The following is a 19,820-nucleotide window of genomic DNA, read 5'->3' on the forward strand; positions in this document are numbered from 1 at the left end:
ACGTTAAGATATAATTACCATGAAGGATATATAACAATGAATACATCCAGTTATCTTTTTCTTAACTCGGAAAATATTAAATACAATGAAATATCTGGCCATAATGGAGTGTACCCAGGTTATCCCCAACCTGTCAGTAAAGATTGGCCTAATCTTCCTGTCGAATTCCAAAGACATATTGACGATGTGATTAATTTAAATGGTTATTTGTATTTCTTTAAAGGATCACAATATCTTAAATTCGACATCGCAAAAGCTCGAGTAGCTGAGGGACCTAAACCCATCGTGGAAGGATGGCCCGGATTAATAGGAACCGAATTTGAAAATGGGATAGATGCAGCTACGGAATGGATAGATATAAAAACCCCTGACATTACCGATGTCGTTTGCTTCTTTAAAGGCAGCGAGTGTATCGATTATACTGTAAGTTCACATACGATTAATCAGAAAACGATTTCAGAAAAATTGGGAACAACTGGAAAATATTCAGAATTCAGTACCAATCTGGATGCCGCAATTTTATGGAGGACTCGTGGATACCATTATATCTTCATTTTCAAAGGTAACTCTAATATCCGATTTAATCTGAAATTAAATGCTATCGATGGGGGACCAACGACCCCTAATAAAACTAATTGGCTAGGAGTTACCTTCAACAAAATTCAAGCTGCGGTATCAGTTGATACAGATTTGTTAGGTAGTCAAAACTGTGGCGGAACATGTGGTAATAATGACACTGGTAACTACTGTTTCCAATTACCACAGAGTACCAGATTTAGGCTAACAGCCTACACGAATACTGATGTTCATCAGCAAACGATAAAAATATATATTGACGACATTCTGGTAGATACATTAACCGGCAAAGGAGTTGATAATTTAACCGCCACTAAATCTTACTCATCAGGTACAGGTAAAATCTGTATTGAAATTACAGGAAATGGCAAACCCTGCAAGCTCCGTTATGCCTATAATACCCTCGATGGAAAACCCGGTTCAGTCATTATTGGTGCTGAAAACGGTACCAAGAATAATTACAATGACTGTGTAGTGATATTGAATTGGCCGCAGGTATGAATTAGAAAAATCTTAGTCATTTAACCACAAAAAATAAAATACTAAATTAAAGCGGTATTATACCGCTTTTTATATAAAAATATTATCAATCTAATATATTTTTCACATGTCATCATTAAATCATAAAAACAAATAAAATATAAATACAAAATAGCTACTTATGCCTTAATTTCACAATATAATCATCACCTCTTAGTCTATATTTATATTTTTTTCAAAGAAACAACACCATTAAATCAATAAATAACTCATTAATATATAACATTGCCATAATCTATCTTTTCCATTAATTTCTATAGTGTAAATTTTCTGTTTCACTAAATAGTCTTAATGTCATTATTTCTATTATTTATCTATGAACAGGAAATTTAACAAATATGAGAAATCAATGACAAATTTAAAAACTATAAAGGATATATATTAATGAACTCAAGTGTCTATTTATTCCTTAATGCAGATAACGCTAGATATGATGAGATATCAAAAAAACCAGACATTAACTATCCTAAACCTATCAGTAAAGATTGGCATAACTTGCCTATCGAGTTTCAAAGAAATATTGACGATGTGATTAATTTAAATGGTTATTTATATTTTTTCAAAGGCTCGCAATATGTTAAATTTAATATCGCAAAAGCTAAGGTAACTGATGGGCCTAAGTTTATCTCAGAGGGATGGCCCGGACTGAAAGGGACCGAATTCGAAAATGGGATAGATGCAGCCACAGAATTTACAACAAATATTGTTTGCTTCTTCAAAGGCAGTGATTGTATCGATTACGCTGTGAATTCACATACGATTAAACAAAACTCTATTTCAGCCAGATGGGGCATTACAAAGAAATACACAGAATTCAGTACCAATCTAGATGCGGCTGTACAGAGAATATCTTCTCGTATTGATCTCTTCAAAGGAGGTAATTATATCCGGTTTAACCTAAAATCGAATGCTATTGATTATGGACCGGCTCCCATTTCTAATTATACCGGCGGTCCCTTCAACAAAATTCAAGCAGCAGTGTCAGTTGATCCCGATTTATTAGGCAGTGACCGAAGCAATAGTGGGGGTTGTGGTGGAATATGTGATACTAATGACACTGGTAAACACTGTTTCCAGTTACCTCAAAGTATTCGATTTGGCCTGATAGCCTATTCTAATACCGATATTCGTCGGCAAACGGTAAAAGTCTATATTGACGATCTTCTAGTAGATACATTAACCGGTAAAGGAACAGATAATCTGATGGCGACTAAAGCCTATACATCTGGTACAGGTAAAATCTGTATTGAAATTACAGGGGACGGCAAACCTTGTAAACTCCGTTACGCCTATAATACCCTTGACGGAAAACCCGGCTCAATCATTATTGGTGCTGAAAATGGTACCGAGGGCAATTATAATGATAGCGTGGTGGTATTGAACTGGCCCCTAACATGAAAATGATTAGGAGGGATCAGTCAGCAATAAGTAAAAATTAAATCCCCTTGAACAACTTCACATGTTTAAAATAATTCAGAGAATATCCTGTTCTCTGGATTATTTTATACCTAATAGATTTCGAGTTGCAGCGAGGCGGCAAGTGAACGAATCCCCAGGAGCATAGATAACTATGTGACTGGGGTGAGTAAAAGCAGCCAACAAAGCAGCAGCTTGAAAGATGAAGGGTATATCGAATTAACCGAAAAATCTCCTCATGAATAGCTAGGATCTAAACTTTGGGAAGATATTCAATCAATACAATACATCTGATCTTCCCTCGGCTAAGTTCTGTCAGGTTCACTTCAAAATCCTTGCATCATACAATATTGACTCAAGAACAGGCAAAAATGCTAGAGCAAACTTTTGATTGTGTTTGTTTCGTCTATAACGTGACTTAAATACGGTACCCAATATTAACATTGAAGGGTGAAAATATTCTCAGGCTAATTATTTATTTGTAACGGTAGGGAATATTGACACGTTCAACGCTTGTAATGAGCAATGTAAGACTAAAGCAATTTCATATTGCTATGCTACTGTCAATGACGACAAGAATTACGTTGCTTTAGCTAGGTGAGTTTCAACTCATCAAAAAATGACCTCGTAGGAGAAATACAGTGAATAACCATTATGATGTTTTGATTATTGGCGCTGGTATTGCAGGCATTGGTACAGCATGTCATTTAACAAGGAAATGTCCTGATAAGAAGTTTATTATCTTAGAACGTCGCCAGACGATAGGCGGTACTTGGGATTTATTTCGCTATCCAGGCATTCGCTCAGATTCAGATATGATGAGCTATGGCTATAAATTCCGACCTTGGACAGACACCAGTGTTTTTGCAGATGGGCCTTCAATTAGAAGTTATATCCATGCAACAGCAAAAGAGTATGAAATTGATAAGAAAATAGAGTTTGGTCTAAAAATCACTCATACTGACTGGTCAAATGCGACTCACCAGTGGACTGTTATCGCGATTGATGAAATCAGTGGGGAAACTCGGCAATTTACCTGTCGTTTTCTCGTCGCTGCAACAGGTTATTATAACTATGATGAACCTCATTTACCTAAATTCCCCGGCATTGAAGATTTTAAAGGCCCGGTAATTCACCCTCAACATTGGCCTGAAGGATTAGATTACAAAGGAAAGCGGGTTGTTGTCATTGGTAGTGGCGCAACAGCAGTTACTTTACTTCCGGCAATGGCAAATGATACTCAACATATCACGATGCTACAGCGTTCTCCGAGTTATATTATTTCAATCCCTGGAAGAGATAAGATAGCAGAGTTCTGCAAAGGCATTATTCCACAGCGCTGGATTTACACATTGAGTAGAAATCGCAATCTCTTTCTACAGCGCTTACTTTATAAAACGAGTCGATATTTACCTAATTTATCGAAATCATTTTTACTGTCATCTGCTCGCAAACGCGTCGGCCCAGATTTTGACATGAAGCACTTGACGCCCAAATACATGCCGTGGGATGAACGGCTCTGTTTTATTCCCAGCAATAACCTATTTAAGGTACTGAAAGAAGGTAAAGCCTCTATCGTTACTGACAATATTGAACGCATAACTGAAAACGGCATCTCATTACAATCCGGCCAGGAATTACCAGCGGATATTATTGTTACCGCCACTGGACTGCAATTACATTTTCTTGGCGGAATTGAACTCTCTATTGATGGGCAAAAACAGCAAGGTCATGATCGCATGCTTTATAAGGGGACGTTGATACAGAATATCCCTAATTTTGCCTGTCTGTTTGGTTATATCAATAACCCCTGGACGTTGAAAGTTGATCTCTCTGCGGATTATATCTGCCGTTTGTTGAACGAGATGGATCGTCGTGACGCTACAACGGTGACACCATGTGCTCAGCCGGGTGAAATGCAAGAGGACGAACATATTTTTAGCGCCTTGCAATCTGGTTATGTAAAACGTGCAGAGGACTTACTTCCTCGTCAGGGACGCAGTTCAACCTGGCAGGTTCCGCATGATTACAAAAAAGATAAACAAGTTTTGGGACAGCCTGTAGATGATGCCGCGTTGAAATGGACATAACCACCCGAAATTAAAAAATCAGGGGTTATATAATATACTCTATTGTCAGCCCGTTATCATAAACGGGCTGCTAATTGTCATTAATCAGGTTTAAGAACTCATTATCCCAAGTCACATTCTATTTTAAATGGTAATTTATTTATTCTCGGAATAAAGGTAACCAAGTTTATTTTTTTGCTGTTTATTAATAAATATTTGAAATGGGGATAATCTGCTATCCTCAATACCATAAAACTAATGGCTAGTTATTACCCACTTTTTCGACAGCCAAGAAAAAACCAGCCCAGATATCGCGCCAAAGATATGGCCTTCCGTTGAAATATCCTCTTGCCACGGTAACAGGCCAAACACAATCCCACCGTAGTACATAAATACTAGAATCGCAAAGAAGAAATCTTTTACTCTTCTCAGGAAAAAAGCGTTAGCCAGCAGCAATCCCCACAAACCAAAAATCCATCCACTGGCGCCAATATGAATAGCCGTGCGTCCAAATAACCAGACTAATGTTCCGCCCACAAAGATAATAAACAGGCTGGCTAGCACGTAATAACGAATGGAGTGTGCCATCAATAACGCACTCAATACTAATAATGCAGGGAGATTGCTGAACAAGTGCCCCCAGTTGCCATGCAGGAATGGAGATAGTGGAATACCCATTAGCCCTTGAGCATATCGGGGAATGATACCGAAATTACTTAGTGCGCCACCAGTTAAAGTATCAAACAATTGGATGATGATCAGTATTGCTGCTAATCCTATTAGTATATGAAAGCGTTGTTTTAGCCCTGTTTTCACTGTGTTGTTGCCTTATGATTTATTGGAAATCAAAATGAACCTTGTCTCAATAACGGTGTTATGAGCAGAGTTGACATTACCACTACTATATCCCGAAAGTTTGGAATTTAATAGTTTTGATATAAAAATAAATTCTATTTTGGTACGACAAAATTCGGTTTGATAATAAAAAAACAATCATATATCAAAGCATTAATTTATTAGAGCCGCATTCTTCGTATCAATAAAATTAAGCTTTTGTTTTTCTATCACTATTAAATAATTTAACTTAGTAAATTAAGCAAATGAAATTTTAACAATACATTCATTGTCAGAATCAAGAAACAAATACTCTGCCTTTCTTCGACAACCATTAATATTTACAATTAACCAAATCAGGCGTTAATCACTATTTTTAGGGTTACAAAAAAGTTGAGAATTCATCTTATTTTAATAACCAATTATGATGTAATTCATAAAATGATAAGAAGGTAATTGATCTTGGGTAATTTTAATCTCATTTTCATTGTTAAAAATAAACTACTAATCTTTAAGGATAAATTATGGCTGATATACTTAAATATGGCGATACAGTAAGAATATTAAATGGTTACAATAACTGGCAAGGAGGATATCTCAGTACACATGGAAGTAATGACATCCCGGGCGCAAAACATAACGTATTAACAGTAGTGCCCTCCTTTTCTGATCTAGGGGTAATATGGCGAATAAAATCAGGAACAGGAAAAGCTATCGGCAGTGAAATAATTAATGATGATATTATTTTACTTCATAATCTGGCTTTCTGCGATGGTGGTTATTTGGGATATTATGATGGCCCAAATCAAACGGTACCAAGTGGAGAAATATATCCGATAATCACATCAGATATAAATACTTATTCTCCAAAAACATTAGAGTGGATTATTTATTGCGAGAAACCTCATTCTATAAAGGGAAATATCATAGAAGGAGCAATTATCACCCTACATAATCGATGGGGAAATAAAGGTTTCCTTAATAGTTATGGTAATGCCAACAAACCAAGCACGTTATATGGTGTATCTCTTTCTGGTAATAGCGCTCGTAAAGTACATAAGGTAGACCAGTGGAAAATGGAAAAAATCAATGATCCTTGTCCACCTACCAAACCATCCAATTGCGGTGGAGAATGCGGTACCAATGACACCGGTAAACACTGTTTCCAATTACCTCATAGTATTAGATTCGGACTAACAGCCTATAATAATACGAACATTCAGCAAACGATAAAAGTCTATATTGACGACCTTCTGATAGACACATTAACCGGCAAAGGAACAAATAATCCAATGGCGACCAAAACCTACACATCAGGTACAGGTAAAGTTTGCATTGAAATTGAAGGAGATGGTAAACCTAGCAAACTGCGTTATTTCGATAACGCCCTCGATGGAAAGCCGGGAACAGTAATTATCGGCGCCGAAAATGGCACCAATAATAATTACAATGATTGCGTAATGATATTAAATTGGCCTCTGGTGTGAATTAAAAACAGTGTGATAAATTTCACTATAAGCAAAAATAATATTTACCAATTAATTAAAGCGGTATTATTCCGCTTTTTACTATGCTAAATTCATTATTAACCAAATATATACCAAGGTATTATTATTCAATAAAAAACATTCAAAGATAATATTTGAAAAATATAAACCATGTTTCACATCTTATTTATATAATAAAAATCCATCTCTTATCATAGTATTTTTATTTTTGCAAAACATCAATGATATTAAATTAATCAATTATTTATTAATATACAACCTTGATTACAAACCATCAATGAAATAAACTACTCCACATCACTCTGCAAGTAATAAATACAAAACAATCATAATCAAAGCTTTGAATATCATTTTTATTATATATTATCTAGAAATAGTAAGTTTAAATAATTAATCACCATAGAGGAGATATAACAATGAATACAAATACCTACTTATTCCTTGATGCAGAAAACATTAAATATCATGATGATGCACAAATAAATAAAGGGGACACTCCCCAACCTATCAGTAAAAATTGGCCTAGCCTTCCTGTCGCGTTTCAACGACATATTGACGATGTAATTAATTTAAATGGTTATTTATACTTTTTTAAAGGTTCGCAATATCTCAAATTCGATATAGCGAAAGCACAGGTAAGTGAAGGGCCAAAACCAATTGTGGATGGGTGGCCTGGATTAAAAGGAACCGAATTTGAAAACGGAATAGATGCAGCCACAGAATGGGTAGATACAAAACAAGATATTGTTTATTTCTTTAAAGGAAGCCATTATATCAAATATACCGTCAGTTCACACACGATTTATATGAATACTATCTCAGCCGGATGGGGAACTACCGGAAATTACTCTGGATTCAACTCTAATCTGGATGCTGTTATTTTATGGAGGAATATTGCTGGCTATTTAATTTACCTTTTCAAAGATGGTAATTATATCCGATACAATACAAATTCAAATACTATTGATATTGGGCCTACATCCACCCAATCCGGTTGGCCTGGAGTCACCTTCCCCAAAATTCAAGCAGCAGTCTCTATTGATGCAGATTTATTAGGTAGTGACCGTGGTGGCAATAGTAGCTGTGGCGGAACATGTGGCACCAATGACACCGGTAAACACTGTTTCCAATTACCTCATAGTATTAGATTCGGACTAACAGCCTATAATAATACGAACATTCAGCAAACGGTAAAAGTCTATATTGACGACCTTCTGGTAGACACATTAATCGGTAAAGGAACAAATAATCCAATGGCGACCAAAACCTACACATCAGGTACAGGAAAAATTTGTATCGCAATTGAAGGAGATGGCAAACCTAGCAAACTGCGCTATTTCGATAACACTCTTGATGGAAAACCGGGAACAGCGATTATCGGCGCTGAAAATGGTACTAATAATAATTACAATGACTGCGTGGTCATGTTAAATTGGCCGCTGGTGTAAATTAAAAATACTTTGGTAAATTGCACCATAAACAAAAATTATTTTTTGATATTAAAACAATATACCTAATAGATTTCGAGTTGCAGCGAGGCGGCAAATGAACGAATCCCCAGGAGCATAGATAACTATGTGACTGGGGTGAGTGAAAGCAGCCAACAAAGCAGCAGCTTGAAAGATGAAGGGTATATATGGGGCCAGGAAGAAAGCCCCTTTACATATGTCACACAAGATGGTTAATAACCAGATTCAATACTCCATATTAGAAATTTTGCAAAAATATCGCTCGATCAAACGGTGTTCGGTAAAGAGAATTTTGTTGATCTATTGTAGTCGCCGTAGAAGACATGCCAGAAATAATCCCTGTCTGACCAAACGTAAGATTTCCCGTCATAAGCGTGTTCATATTATATTGGAAAAGCTCTACCTTCCATTTATCTGCCTCAACATTATACCACTCAATGATTAATGTACCGTTATTTGCCGCAAGCAATCCAATACGCCAACGTGACCAAGTTAACTTTAATTCCAAAATAAATAAACACCCTCATATTTATTTAAAGAACAAGAATATCCCCCCAAAAAAACAGATCACCAGCCACAGGAATTTAAAAAATCAAACAAAAACAAACAGCATTGAATTCACTAATGAATTGTTAATATATAGATTTATTTATAATCCATTAATGGTATTAATTTTTACATATACAAAATAACTTTTCAAAACATGGATCACTTGGATAAAACTCAGTCCAATTTTTGCGATCTGATCAATTGCAAAAAAACTAAACCACTAAACGGAATGAATTATACCTATCATAGCACTGATGCCCTGCAATAAATAACACCAGATAAAAAATAATAAAATTTTTGTATCCAAATTATCTGTCAGTTAAATATTAACATTGAGTTAAAAATCAGTTAAAATAATATAAATCATCTATCTATTTAATTGAGCCATGAACTTTATTAATAAAAAACAGTGATGTTTGTTTAATTTTTAAAGAGATAAATAATAGAATCCTATGATAAGGTAATTTGTATAAATTAAAAATTAGGATAAACATTATAGAGGGATCTAAATAAGAAAAAACGAAAATAACTAACCTAGGAGTATTAATTATGGCAATTGTTTTTACATCAATAGATCCACGTAGCAATCCCTTACAAACATCAAACCAAAATTATGTGGATATACCTGGTTTGGAACTTAATGTTTCAAAGTATTCGAATTCACCATGCTTAACAGCATTAATCACGTTAAATATACCAACTCCCTACGCTTCAGGTAACAATTTTCCCGGAGGGAACTTTATCATTGTAACTGATAAAGGCGAACAATTGGCTTTTGGTGGATTTACTTACAGTAATCAGAGTCCAGAATCCTATGGGCGTATGCCATTCACACTGGTCGCCCGTTGTTCTCTTGCGTCTAATGTTTCTACTATAAAAGCTCAATGGAGTAATGTACGTGGTAGCACGGTACATATCGATTCATATGCATCTATCTCTGCGGTTATTCAGTGCAATCATTTGGCTTAATTAATTTCAGCGATTATACCCTATAGATTTCAAGATGCATCGCGACGGCAAGGGAGCGAATCCCCGACTATGTGACCGGGGTGAGTGAGTGCAGCCAACAAAGAGGCAACTTGAAAGATAACAGGTATATATTACAACAATATATGGGGCTAAGAAGAAAGCCCCTTTGTATATATCACACAAAATGGTTAAATAACCAGATTCAATACTCCATCTTAAAAATCTTGAAAAAATATCGCTCGATCAAATGGTGTTCTATAAAGAGAATTTTGTTGATCTATTGTTCTAGCACGAGAAAGCGTACCATACATAATCCCAATCTGACCTGACGCAAGATTTCCCGTCATAAGCGTGTTCATATTATATTGGCAAAGTTCTACCTTCCATTTATCTGCCACAGTGTTATACCACTCGATGATTAATGTACCATTATTTGCCGCAAGCAATCCAATACGCCATCGTGACCAGGTATTTTTCGGCCATTCATCACTCAGTGGAAAACCAGAACGAGTACTACCTAATGTTGGTTGACCTTTATAAATACCATCCGTTTGCTTACCAACAAAATTAACTGACTGAATCAACTGAGCAGCCTGATAATTCAAAACCATAACATAAGGCGTTGCCGTGTCAATCGAAGTACCTAACGAAATATTTGATGGCATCCATTGGGGCTTACCTTTATACCCCCCAGTCAAGTGAATCGCCATATAGCCGTAACCAATATTCATATATGTACCGCTTGCACTGGTTTTGTTGGATAGCACACATAGTATAATTTCAGGATATGGATTACAAAACAAGTCAAGTTCACAGTAGCAATATCTGGCATCAACAGGAGTATCTGTTGCAACTCCGAGACAGTTACCACAACAATCTGATGATTTAGATAAAGTTTGTGCCTTGAAAGCTTTCCTTCCCCCAACACTGACTATATCCCAAGCGCTAGTCACACGGATTGAATCCTTAAACAACACGCCAGCTCGCTGTGTTGTCGCATCTATCCATCGACCTTCAGGATATAAATTTGGTTCCCATACCGTTATTGGAACGGAATTGGAATTAGATGAACTTTCAATTGAGATTTGATGTTCATGCTGTTCTAATTTCATGACTAAAATATCTCCTATAAAAAATACAATGACACATTAATCTTGTATTTTATACCTTAGATAAAGTTTATTTTTAACTCTTAAATAAAGTAAGCCGCACAAAACCCAACAATATTAGATCCATTAATGAGTTGTTAATATATAGTCTTGCTTATGACTTATCATCAGTATTAGTTTAAATAAAATAAATTTTCCTATTCACCAGACAGATAAGCAATATGAGAGCGTTAAATCAGCATATCTTAATATTATTCTCACCAATTTCAGTTGTAAAAAACAAATTTAAACAACATATTAAATCCAAATCACCAATAAGGATATATAAATGAATACATCAAGTTATCTTTTTCTTGATTCAGAAAATATTAAACACCATCAGAAATCGTATGAAGCAGATATTGGTTATCCCCGGCCTATAAATAACGATTGGCCTGATCTTCCTATTGAGTTTCAAAGACATATTGATGATGCGATCAATTTAAACGGCTATTTATATTTCTTTAAAGGCTCGCAATATCTTAAATTTGATATCGCAAAAGCAAAAGTGATTGACGGACCAAAACCTATCATAGAAGGATGGCCGGGATTAGCAGGAACGGAATTTGAAAACGAGATAGACGCCGCTACGGAATGGCCTTATGTAGAAAAAACAGGTATGACAGATGTCGTCTGTTTCTTTAAAGGCGGTGATTGTATTGACTATACGGTGAGTTCACATACTGTTAGCAAAAAAACTATCACAGACCGATGGGGGATAACAGAACAATACTCAGAATTTAGTGAAAATCTGGATGCAGCTATTCTATGGGCAAATATTGGTAGCCCTTTTCTTTTCCTGTTCAAAGACAATTCGAACATCAGAATTAATTTGAAATCGAATACTATTGATGGTCAAGCCCCCATTGGCGCTAATTGGCGTGGTGTGACCTTCAAAAGAGTTCAAGCCGCGATATCACTTGATATGGATTTATTAGGCAGCGAGATGGGCAGTGACAGTAATACAAATACCTATTTCTTTCTTAATTCAGAAAATATTAAATATAATGATCCATTAAATAATATAGATATTGGTTATCCCCGGCCTATAAATAACGATTGGCCTGATCTTCCTATTGAATTTCAGAGACATATTGATGATGCGATCAATTTAAACGGCTATTTATATTTCTTTAAAGGCTCGCAATATCTTAAATTTGATATCGCAAAAGCAAAAGTGATTGACGGACCAAAACCTATCATAGAAGGATGGCCGGGATTAGCAGGAACGGAATTTGAAAACGGGATAGACGCCGCCACAGAATGGCCCTATTTAGAAAAAACGGGTACGACAGATGTCGTCTGTTTCTTTAAAGGGAGTGATTGTATTGACTATACGGTGAGTTCACATACTGTTAGCAAAAAAACTATCGCAGACAGATGGGGAATAACAAAACAATACTCAGAATTTAGTGAAAATCTGGATGCAGCTATTCTATGGGCAAATATTGGTAGCCCTTTTCTTTTCCTGTTCAAAGACAATTCGAACATCAGGATTCATCTGAAATCGAATACCATTGATGGTCAGGCATCCATTGGCGCTAATTGGCGTGGAGTGACCTTCAAAAGAATTCAAGCCGCCGTGCTAATTGATATGGATTTATTAGGCAGCAAGATGGATAATGACAGTAATACAAATACCTATTTCTTTCTTAATTCAGAAAATATTAAATATAATGATCCATTAAATAATATAGATATAGATTATCCTCAGCCTATCCGTCACAATTGGCCTAATCTGCCTATTGCGTTTCAAAGGCATATCGATGATGTGATTAATTTAAATGGTGCTTTGTATTTCTTTAAAGGCTCGCAATATCTTAAATTCGATATTGCAAAATCACAAGTGATCGATGGACCAAAACCTATTATAGCGGGATGGCCGGGATTAGCAGGAACGGAATTTGAAAATGGGATAGACGCCGCCACAGAGTGGATAGATACAAAAAAAGATATCGTTTGTTTCTTTAAAGGCAAAGAGTGTATCAATTATACGGTTAGCTCACATACCATTGACAAAAAAACCATCGCAGAAAGATGGAGAATTACCGGAGAATACGCGAAATTTAGCGCGAATTTAGATGCCGCGATTTTATGGCGTAACTCCGGTTATTTTATTTATCTTTTCAAAGGCAATGAATATCTCCGCTTACATCTAATGTTGAATAGTATGTATGGTAAACCCGATCTTATTCAAACTAAATGGAAAGGCGTCACTTTCAATAAAATTCAAGCGGCAGTGTCAGTTGATCCAAATGTATTAGGTGGTGATATCAATATAAACTGCGGCGGAACATGTGGGATTAATAACTCCGGTAAACACTGTTTCCAATTACCCCAAAGTATTCGCTTTGGCCTGACTGCCTACGTAAATAGTGATATTCATCAGCAAACAATCAATGTCTATATCGACGACCGATTGGTCGATACATTAACCGGTAAGGGAATAAGTCACATAACAGATATTAGGACCTACACATCAGGTACCGGCAAAGTCTGTATCGAGATTATCGGAGAGGGTAAACCCTGCAAGCTCCGTTATGCCTATAACACACTCGAAGCAAAACCAGGATCAGCCATTATCGGCGCTAACAATGGTTCCAATGACAATTATGATGATAGTGTGGTAGTGTTGAATTGGCCATTATCATGAGAAAAAATATATCGCTGTGATATCTGAAAATAGAAAATCGAGTAAACACATTAAAATGACATTCAAATTAACCATGATTAAGGATGTAAAAAATGAATTCAAACACCTATCTATTTCTTAACTCAGAAAACATTAGATATAACGACTCAGACGATAAAGCAGACACTGACTATCCCCAATCTATCAGCAACGATTGGCCTGGTCTCCCTATCGAGTTTCAAAAAGATATTGACGATGTGATTAATTTAAATGGCTCATTATATTTTTTTAAAGGCTCTCAATACCTTAAATTCGATATAGCCAAAGCTCTGGTGATTGATGGGCCAAAACCCATTATTGAAGGATGGCCGGGGTTGAAAGATACGGGATTTGAAAATGGTATAGACGCAGCTACAGAATGGGTGGATACCAAACAAGATGTTGTCTGTTTCTTTAAAGGCAGAGATTGCATCGATTACACCGTCAGTTTACACACGATTAATAAGAAAACCATTTCAGACCGATGGGGCACTACCGGGAAATATGCAGGATTTAGTGAAGATCTCGATGCTGTTATTTTATGGAAGAATACCGCCGGCTCTATTATTTACTTTTTCAAAGATAGTTATTACATCCAATACAATACAAAATCTCAGGTTATTGATAGTGACCCCTCCTTTATTCAAGCTTACTGGAACGGAGTCACCTTTAAAAAAATTCAAGCCGCCGTATCGGTTGATATAGATTCGTTAGGTAGTGAGTATAGAAGCTGTGGCGGAATATGTGGCAGCACTAACACCGGTAAACACTGTTTTCAGTTACCTCACAATATAAAGCTTAGCCTGTCAGCCTATGGTAATACAGCTCATCAGCAGACAATAAAAGTGTATATTGACGATCAATTAGTCGATACATTAATCAACCAAAGTGTCAGTAGTGTGTTGGGCTTTAAAAGTTACTCATCAAGCACAGGAAAAGTCTGCATTGAAATGATAGGCGACGGAAAACCCTGCAAACTCCGTTACGCCTATAACACCCTTGACGAAAAACCGGGAACCGCCATTATCGGTGCCAGCAATGGAAGCAATAATAATTACAATGACAGCGTAGTCGTGTTAATTTGGTCACACTCCTGAATCAAAAAGCAAAAATATACCACTCTGATAACGCCAGTAGAGATGACATTTATCAATAAATTAAAGCGGTATTATGCCGCTTTTTTCTGTATACCACGTCAGATATATCCGTAAAATGATACCGTTTTTACTGATATGAACACGGTTACAAACAGAAAAAACATCATTTACTCCTTCAAGTAACCTGATCACAGGCCAAAGTCGGTCATCCCTCAAATAGTCCCCTATCCGATAAAAATTAACTTTTGATCTTTTCTTTTCCTATCTCCCATTGCTATGAGTATTAAACAGTGCAGGAATTCGACCCTATTTTAAGTCCACAAGGGATCAGATAAAAGGTGAGATAACCTGTTCATGACAATAACCGAACCCTGAAATGACGCCAAAAGTTATGCACTAATAACATAATCGAATGGAAAGTCATTTCAGGGTAAGTATCAGTTGTTTGAAGAGTAATAACATATTTTCCGAGGAAATGATGGATAATGTACTTAAATATGGCGATACCGTGACAATATTAAACAGCTACAAGAACTGGAGCGGCGGGTATCTCAGTGTATTTGGCAACGGTAATAAGCCGGGTACAAAATATAGCGTGGTAACCGTAGATGCTTCTTTAGCTATTTATGGCGGCGCCTGGAGAATTGAGTCAGCAACAGGAAAACCTGTCGGAAGTGAAATAATCAATAATGATATTATTTTGCTTCACAACTTATATTACTGTGATGGCGGTTATTTACGATATTATGATGTGGTGGATCAAAATGAACAATTAACCGAAATACATCAAGTCTACACCTCAGATATCCGCAAAAGAGCGACATTAGAATGGGTTATTCATTGTGAAACCACACCACCAAATGAAAATATCAGAGAAGGCGATAGTATCTCTCTCTATAATCGATGGGGAAATAAAGGTTTTCTTGATACCCATAATCATGCTGGCGATACAGGCTCGTTATATCAAGTCTTCATGTCCAATAATGCCGCCCGTAAAAGCCATACCGGTTTATGGAAAATGGTAAAGGTGAATGACCCTTGCCCTCCCCCTGATGTGTTGACCAATATCATTCCATTGTGGCGTAAGATGCAGTAATAACAGCTCACTTTATCGCTCAAACGAAGCTGGCAAGAGCAAACAAAATAGGTTTTCGTGCGTTTTAGCCAGCCAACATATTCGGCAGGAATCTATTTACCCAACAATCAAAAATGATCGACAAATTAGCTGATCAAAGACCACAAATGCCCCAATAAAATGTAAGCCTGATTATTTTCAGGCTAAAACCGTTGCGTGGTTTCCTTACCACCATGATTAAATTAATTTTTTATTCCTACATTAATAAAAATTGAGCTTAACATAATAAGCTTCCACGCTATAAAGTCATGCCTCCATCAGTTAACAACTCTTACCAAATAGTGAAAATGCTTCTAAATACCTAAGATAGATGATGAACTAGACTATCATCATAAATTAATTTTCATTTTTATAACACTTTTGCTATCAGCACCTTGGATGAAATTTCTCATACTGGTCGTTTTGTTTATCTCTTTATTACCTTAATTGAACCAGCAATAAACAAACGGAAATAAAAAGGAATATTTATGAATTGTCACACCAAGAAAGCTAGCTCGATTTTCGAAACTAACCTTCCAAGACGTTCTAACTCTAAACCATGTGATGGTGACTGTTATGCAAAGTAAAATATCATTTTTATCAGGTACATCCGAACAACCCCTGCTTGACGCTGGTTATCAAAACGTTTTTGATATCGCGTCAATCAGCCGGGCTGCTTTCGTGCAGTCCGTTCCTACCCTGCCCGCCAAAGAAGCGGGTACAGTCTATCGTCAGGCTCGGCAACGTGCGGAAAATCTGAAATCCCTCTATCGAGCCTGGCAATTACGTCAGGAACCAGTCATTAATGGGCTGACTAAACTTAACGCGCAAGCCAACGTATCTGTGCTTAAAGATGCTTTGGTAGAGAATATTGGCGGTGACGGGGATTTCAGCGATTTAATGAATCGCGCCAGTCAATATGCCGACGCTGCTTCTATTCAATCCCTGTTTTCACCGGGCCGTTATGCTTCCGCACTCTACAAGGTTGCAAAAGATCTGCATAAACCAGATTCCAGTTTGCATATTGATAATCGCCGAGCTGATCTGAAAGACTTGATATTAAGTGAAACGACGATGAATAAAGAGGTCACTTCCCTTGATATCCTGCTGGATGTGCTACAAAAAGGCAGTAAAGATATTACTGAGCTGTCCAGCGCGTTCTTCCCAATGACGTTACCTTATGACGATCACCTGTCGCAAATCGATTCCGCTCTATCGGCACAAGCCAGAACTTTGAACGGTGTATGGAATACGTTGACCGATACCACGGCACAAGCGGTTTCAGAACAGGCCGGTAATACGAATACACTTAAACTATTCGCTGCCCAAAATGATAATCAAGATACTTTTTTTGCCGGAAATACTTTTTATTTCAAAGCGGTAGGATTCAGCGGACAACCAATGGTTTACCTGTCACAGTACACCAGCGGGAGTGGTATTGTCGGCGCACAATTGATTGCAGGTAATCCAGATCAAGCTGCTGCCGCCATCGTCGCACCATTACAACTCACCTGGTCAATGGCAAAACAGTGTTACTACCTAGGAGCTCCCGATGGTACAAAGATGGGAGACGGTAATGTTCTAACCGGCTGTTTCTTAAGAGGTAACAGCCCAACCAACCCGGATCAAAACGGTATTTTCGCCCAAGTAGCCAATAAATCAGGCAGTACTCAGCCTATATCTGGCTTCCATCTGCCTGTCACCCTAGAACGCAGCGAGGATAAGGATAAGTATTACCTGAAAACCGAGCAGGGTTATATCGCGGTAGATAGTTCCGGTCAGTCAAACTGGAAAAATGCGCTGGTCATCAATGGGACAAAAGACAATGGGCTGTTATTAACCTTTTGCAGCGATAGTTCAGGTACCCCGACAAACCCAGATGATGTTATTCCTCCCGCTATTAACGATATTCCATCACCACCAGCCCGCGAAACTTTGTCACTGACGCCGGTAAGTTATCAGTTGATGACCAATCCGGCACCGACAGAAGATGATATTACCCACCATTATGGCCTTGGCAGCAGTCGCTTACAGGAAACGGCATCTTCGGCCTCCGCGTTAACTACGGCACTGAATTCTATCGAAACCTTCTGTGAGAAAACCCGGTTAAACTTCAATCAGCTAATGGCTCTAACCGCCCAGCAATCTTACAGCCAAAGCAGCGTTGATGCGAAAGCCGCCAGCCGCTATGTTCGTTTTGGGGAAACCACCGCTACCCGCGTCAATGTCTACGGGGCCGCCTATCTGAACAGCACATTGGCCGCCGCGGCTGATGGTCAATATCTGTGGGTACAAACCGACGGCAAAAGCCTGAATTTCACTGACGATACGGTAGTCGCCTTAGCCGGTCGCGCTGAAAAGCTGGTGCGTTTATCATCTCAGACCGGGTTATCATTTGAAGAACTGGACTGGCTGATTGCCAATGCCAGCCGTAGTGTGCCGGACCACCACGACAAAATTGTACTGGATAAGCCGGTCCTTGAAGCACTGGCGGAGTATGTCAGCCTGAAACAGCGCTATGGACTTGATGCCAATACCTTTGTGACGTTCATTAGCGCAGTGAACCCCTACACGCCAGACCAAACACCGAGTTTCTATGAAACTGCTTTCCGCTCCGCCGACGGTAATCACGTCATTGCGCTAGGTACAGCAGTGAAATATGCAGAAAATGAGCAGGATGAGTTGTCCACGATATGCTGTAAAGCATTAGGCGTCACCAGTGATGAATTTTTCCGTATTGGTCGCTATTGTTTCGGTAATGCAGGTAGTTTTACCTTGGATGAATATACCGCCAGTCAGTTGTATCGCTTCGGCGCCATTCCCCGGTTGTTTGGGCTGACATTTGCCCAAGCCGAAATTTTATGGCGTCTGATGGAAGGCGGAAAAGATATCTTGTTGCAACAATTAGGTCAGGCAAAATCCCTGCAACCACTGGCGATTTTACGCCGTACCGAGCAGGTGCTGGATTGGATGTCATCTGTGAATTTAAGTCTGACTTATTTGCAAGGAATGGTGAGTACGCAGTGGAGCGGCACCGCCACCGCAGAGATGTTCAATTTCTTGAAAAACGTTTGTGACAGCGTGAATAGTCAAGCTGCCACTAAAGAAACAATGGATCCAGCGTTACAGCAGAAAGTGCTACGTGCCCTGAGTGCCGGCTTCGGCATTAAGAGCAATGTGATGGGCATCGTCACCGTCTGGCTGGAGAAAATCACGGCCAATGATGATAGTCCTTTCACATTGGTTAATTACTGGAACGCCATTCAAACCCTATTTAGTCGCAACGATGTCACACTGGATGACTTGCAGGCGGATACGGCTTTGGTGATTGCGACTCAACGATTAAGCCAACTTGTGCTCATTGTGAAATGGCTGAGCCTGACTGAACAGGATCTGCAACTACTCACAACCCATCCTGAACATTTGATGAATAATATCACTGGCGTTCCTGTTCCCAACCCGGAGCTATTACTCACGCTATCACGTTTTAAACAGTGGCAAACTCAGGTCACCGTTTCTCGTGATGAAGCGATGCGCTGTTTCGATCAATTAAATGCCGAAGGTATGACGGCTGATAGCGCTGCTTCACTGATCGCCACATTGCATGAGATGGATAAAGGTACGGTAGCGCAAGTCAATACTTTGCTATCAGGGGAAAATAACTGGCCGAAAAGTTTTACATCACTCTGGCAACTTCTGACCTGGTTACGTGTCGGACAAAGCTTGAATGTCGGTAGTACCACTCTGGGCAATTTGTTGGCCATGATGCAAGCAGATCCTGCCGCCGAGAGTAGCGCCTTACTGGCATCGGTAGCCCAAAACTTAAGTGCCGCAATCAGCAACCATCAGTAACCGGATAA

The 19,820-nt window shown here is 38.2% G+C and carries 14 protein-coding genes; 11 read left to right on the forward strand and 3 right to left on the reverse strand.

What is annotated here, in order from left to right:
* Window positions 1-36 precede the first annotated feature (36 nt).
* From D3222_RS09190 to D3222_RS09205, 4 genes are all read left to right on the forward strand, one after another.
* Entirely contained in the window at window positions 37-1,077 is a 1,041-nt protein-coding gene (locus D3222_RS09190) for a fucose-binding lectin II (RefSeq protein WP_118985886.1), read from the forward strand.
* 423 nt (window positions 1,078-1,500) lie between these two features.
* Window positions 1,501-2,514: a fucose-binding lectin II gene (locus D3222_RS09195; RefSeq protein ID WP_118985887.1), complete on the forward strand. Its 1,014-nt coding sequence runs from the start codon at window positions 1,501-1,503 to the stop codon at window positions 2,512-2,514.
* Between the two features lie 368 nt (window positions 2,515-2,882).
* Window positions 2,883-2,954 carry a helix-turn-helix domain-containing protein gene (locus D3222_RS26655; RefSeq protein ID WP_369973505.1) on the forward strand — a complete coding sequence of 24 codons (72 nt, stop codon included), beginning with the start codon at window positions 2,883-2,885 and terminating at the stop codon, window positions 2,952-2,954.
* A gap of 219 nt (window positions 2,955-3,173) precedes the next feature.
* A complete protein-coding gene (locus D3222_RS09205) occupies window positions 3,174-4,622 on the forward strand; it encodes a flavin-containing monooxygenase (protein ID WP_118985889.1) in 1,449 nt (482 codons plus the stop codon).
* Between the two features lie 234 nt (window positions 4,623-4,856).
* Here the strand turns inward: D3222_RS09205 and D3222_RS09210 are convergent, their stop codons facing one another.
* Complete coding sequence (locus D3222_RS09210; protein WP_118985890.1) at window positions 4,857-5,417, reverse strand: rhomboid family intramembrane serine protease; 561 nt, start codon at window positions 5,415-5,417, stop codon at window positions 4,857-4,859.
* A 542-nt stretch (window positions 5,418-5,959) separates the two neighbouring features.
* On the opposite strand from D3222_RS09210, the gene D3222_RS09215 reads away from it, so the two are divergent.
* Window positions 5,960-6,922, forward strand: a complete 963-nt coding sequence (locus D3222_RS09215) for a fucose-binding lectin II (RefSeq protein WP_118985891.1) — start codon at window positions 5,960-5,962, stop codon at window positions 6,920-6,922.
* A 437-nt stretch (window positions 6,923-7,359) separates the two neighbouring features.
* The gene (locus tag D3222_RS09220) at window positions 7,360-8,391 is read left to right on the forward strand and encodes a fucose-binding lectin II (RefSeq protein WP_118985892.1); all 1,032 of its coding nucleotides are present in this window, start codon (window positions 7,360-7,362) and stop codon (window positions 8,389-8,391) included.
* Between the two features lie 259 nt (window positions 8,392-8,650).
* On the opposite strand, the gene D3222_RS09225 is transcribed toward D3222_RS09220, so the two are convergent.
* Window positions 8,651-8,920 carry a hypothetical protein gene (locus D3222_RS09225; protein WP_232832460.1) on the reverse strand — a complete coding sequence of 90 codons (270 nt, stop codon included), beginning with the start codon at window positions 8,918-8,920 and terminating at the stop codon, window positions 8,651-8,653.
* Between the two features lie 590 nt (window positions 8,921-9,510).
* Between D3222_RS09225 and D3222_RS09230 the strand changes: the two genes are divergently transcribed.
* Complete coding sequence (locus D3222_RS09230; RefSeq protein ID WP_118985893.1) at window positions 9,511-9,930, forward strand: hypothetical protein; 420 nt, start codon at window positions 9,511-9,513, stop codon at window positions 9,928-9,930.
* 215 nt (window positions 9,931-10,145) lie between these two features.
* On the opposite strand, the gene D3222_RS09235 is transcribed toward D3222_RS09230, so the two are convergent.
* Window positions 10,146-11,042: a hypothetical protein gene (locus D3222_RS09235; RefSeq protein WP_118985894.1), complete on the reverse strand. Its 897-nt coding sequence runs from the start codon at window positions 11,040-11,042 to the stop codon at window positions 10,146-10,148.
* A gap of 325 nt (window positions 11,043-11,367) precedes the next feature.
* On the opposite strand from D3222_RS09235, the gene D3222_RS26660 reads away from it, so the two are divergent.
* The 4 genes from D3222_RS26660 to tcaA all read left to right on the forward strand — a co-directional run bounded on the left by D3222_RS26660 (window position 11,368) and on the right by tcaA (window position 19,812).
* Entirely contained in the window at window positions 11,368-13,731 is a 2,364-nt protein-coding gene (locus D3222_RS26660) for a fucose-binding lectin II (protein ID WP_369973504.1), read from the forward strand.
* A gap of 92 nt (window positions 13,732-13,823) precedes the next feature.
* Window positions 13,824-14,846, forward strand: a complete 1,023-nt coding sequence (ppxB, locus tag D3222_RS09250; RefSeq protein ID WP_118985895.1) for a photopexin PpxB — start codon at window positions 13,824-13,826, stop codon at window positions 14,844-14,846.
* A 478-nt stretch (window positions 14,847-15,324) separates the two neighbouring features.
* A complete protein-coding gene (locus D3222_RS09255) occupies window positions 15,325-15,942 on the forward strand; it encodes a hypothetical protein (protein WP_118985896.1) in 618 nt (205 codons plus the stop codon).
* A gap of 582 nt (window positions 15,943-16,524) precedes the next feature.
* Window positions 16,525-19,812, forward strand: coding sequence for an insecticidal toxin complex protein TcaA (gene tcaA / locus D3222_RS09260; RefSeq protein WP_118985897.1), 3,288 nt, complete (start codon window positions 16,525-16,527; stop codon window positions 19,810-19,812).
* Window positions 19,813-19,820: the final 8 nt, after the last annotated feature.

It is taken from the genome of Photorhabdus sp. CRCIA-P01, assembly GCF_003545805.1.
GTDB classification, from domain to species: Bacteria; Pseudomonadota; Gammaproteobacteria; order Enterobacterales; family Enterobacteriaceae; genus Photorhabdus; species Photorhabdus antumapuensis.

Coding starts and splice junctions, on each gene's coding strand:
- D3222_RS09190 (WP_118985886.1), top strand. CDS start 37: ATGAATACATCCAGTTATCTTTTTCTTAACTCGGAAAATATTAAATAC.
- D3222_RS09195 (WP_118985887.1), top strand. CDS start 1,501: ATGAACTCAAGTGTCTATTTATTCCTTAATGCAGATAACGCTAGATAT.
- D3222_RS09215 (WP_118985891.1), top strand. CDS start 5,960: ATGGCTGATATACTTAAATATGGCGATACAGTAAGAATATTAAATGGT.
- D3222_RS09220 (WP_118985892.1), top strand. CDS start 7,360: ATGAATACAAATACCTACTTATTCCTTGATGCAGAAAACATTAAATAT.
- D3222_RS09230 (WP_118985893.1), top strand. CDS start 9,511: ATGGCAATTGTTTTTACATCAATAGATCCACGTAGCAATCCCTTACAA.
- D3222_RS09235 (WP_118985894.1), bottom strand. CDS start 11,042: ATGAAATTAGAACAGCATGAACATCAAATCTCAATTGAAAGTTCATCT.
- D3222_RS26660 (WP_369973504.1), top strand. CDS start 11,368: ATGAATACATCAAGTTATCTTTTTCTTGATTCAGAAAATATTAAACAC.
- ppxB (WP_118985895.1), top strand. CDS start 13,824: ATGAATTCAAACACCTATCTATTTCTTAACTCAGAAAACATTAGATAT.
- D3222_RS09255 (WP_118985896.1), top strand. CDS start 15,325: ATGGATAATGTACTTAAATATGGCGATACCGTGACAATATTAAACAGC.
- tcaA (WP_118985897.1), top strand. CDS start 16,525: ATGGTGACTGTTATGCAAAGTAAAATATCATTTTTATCAGGTACATCC.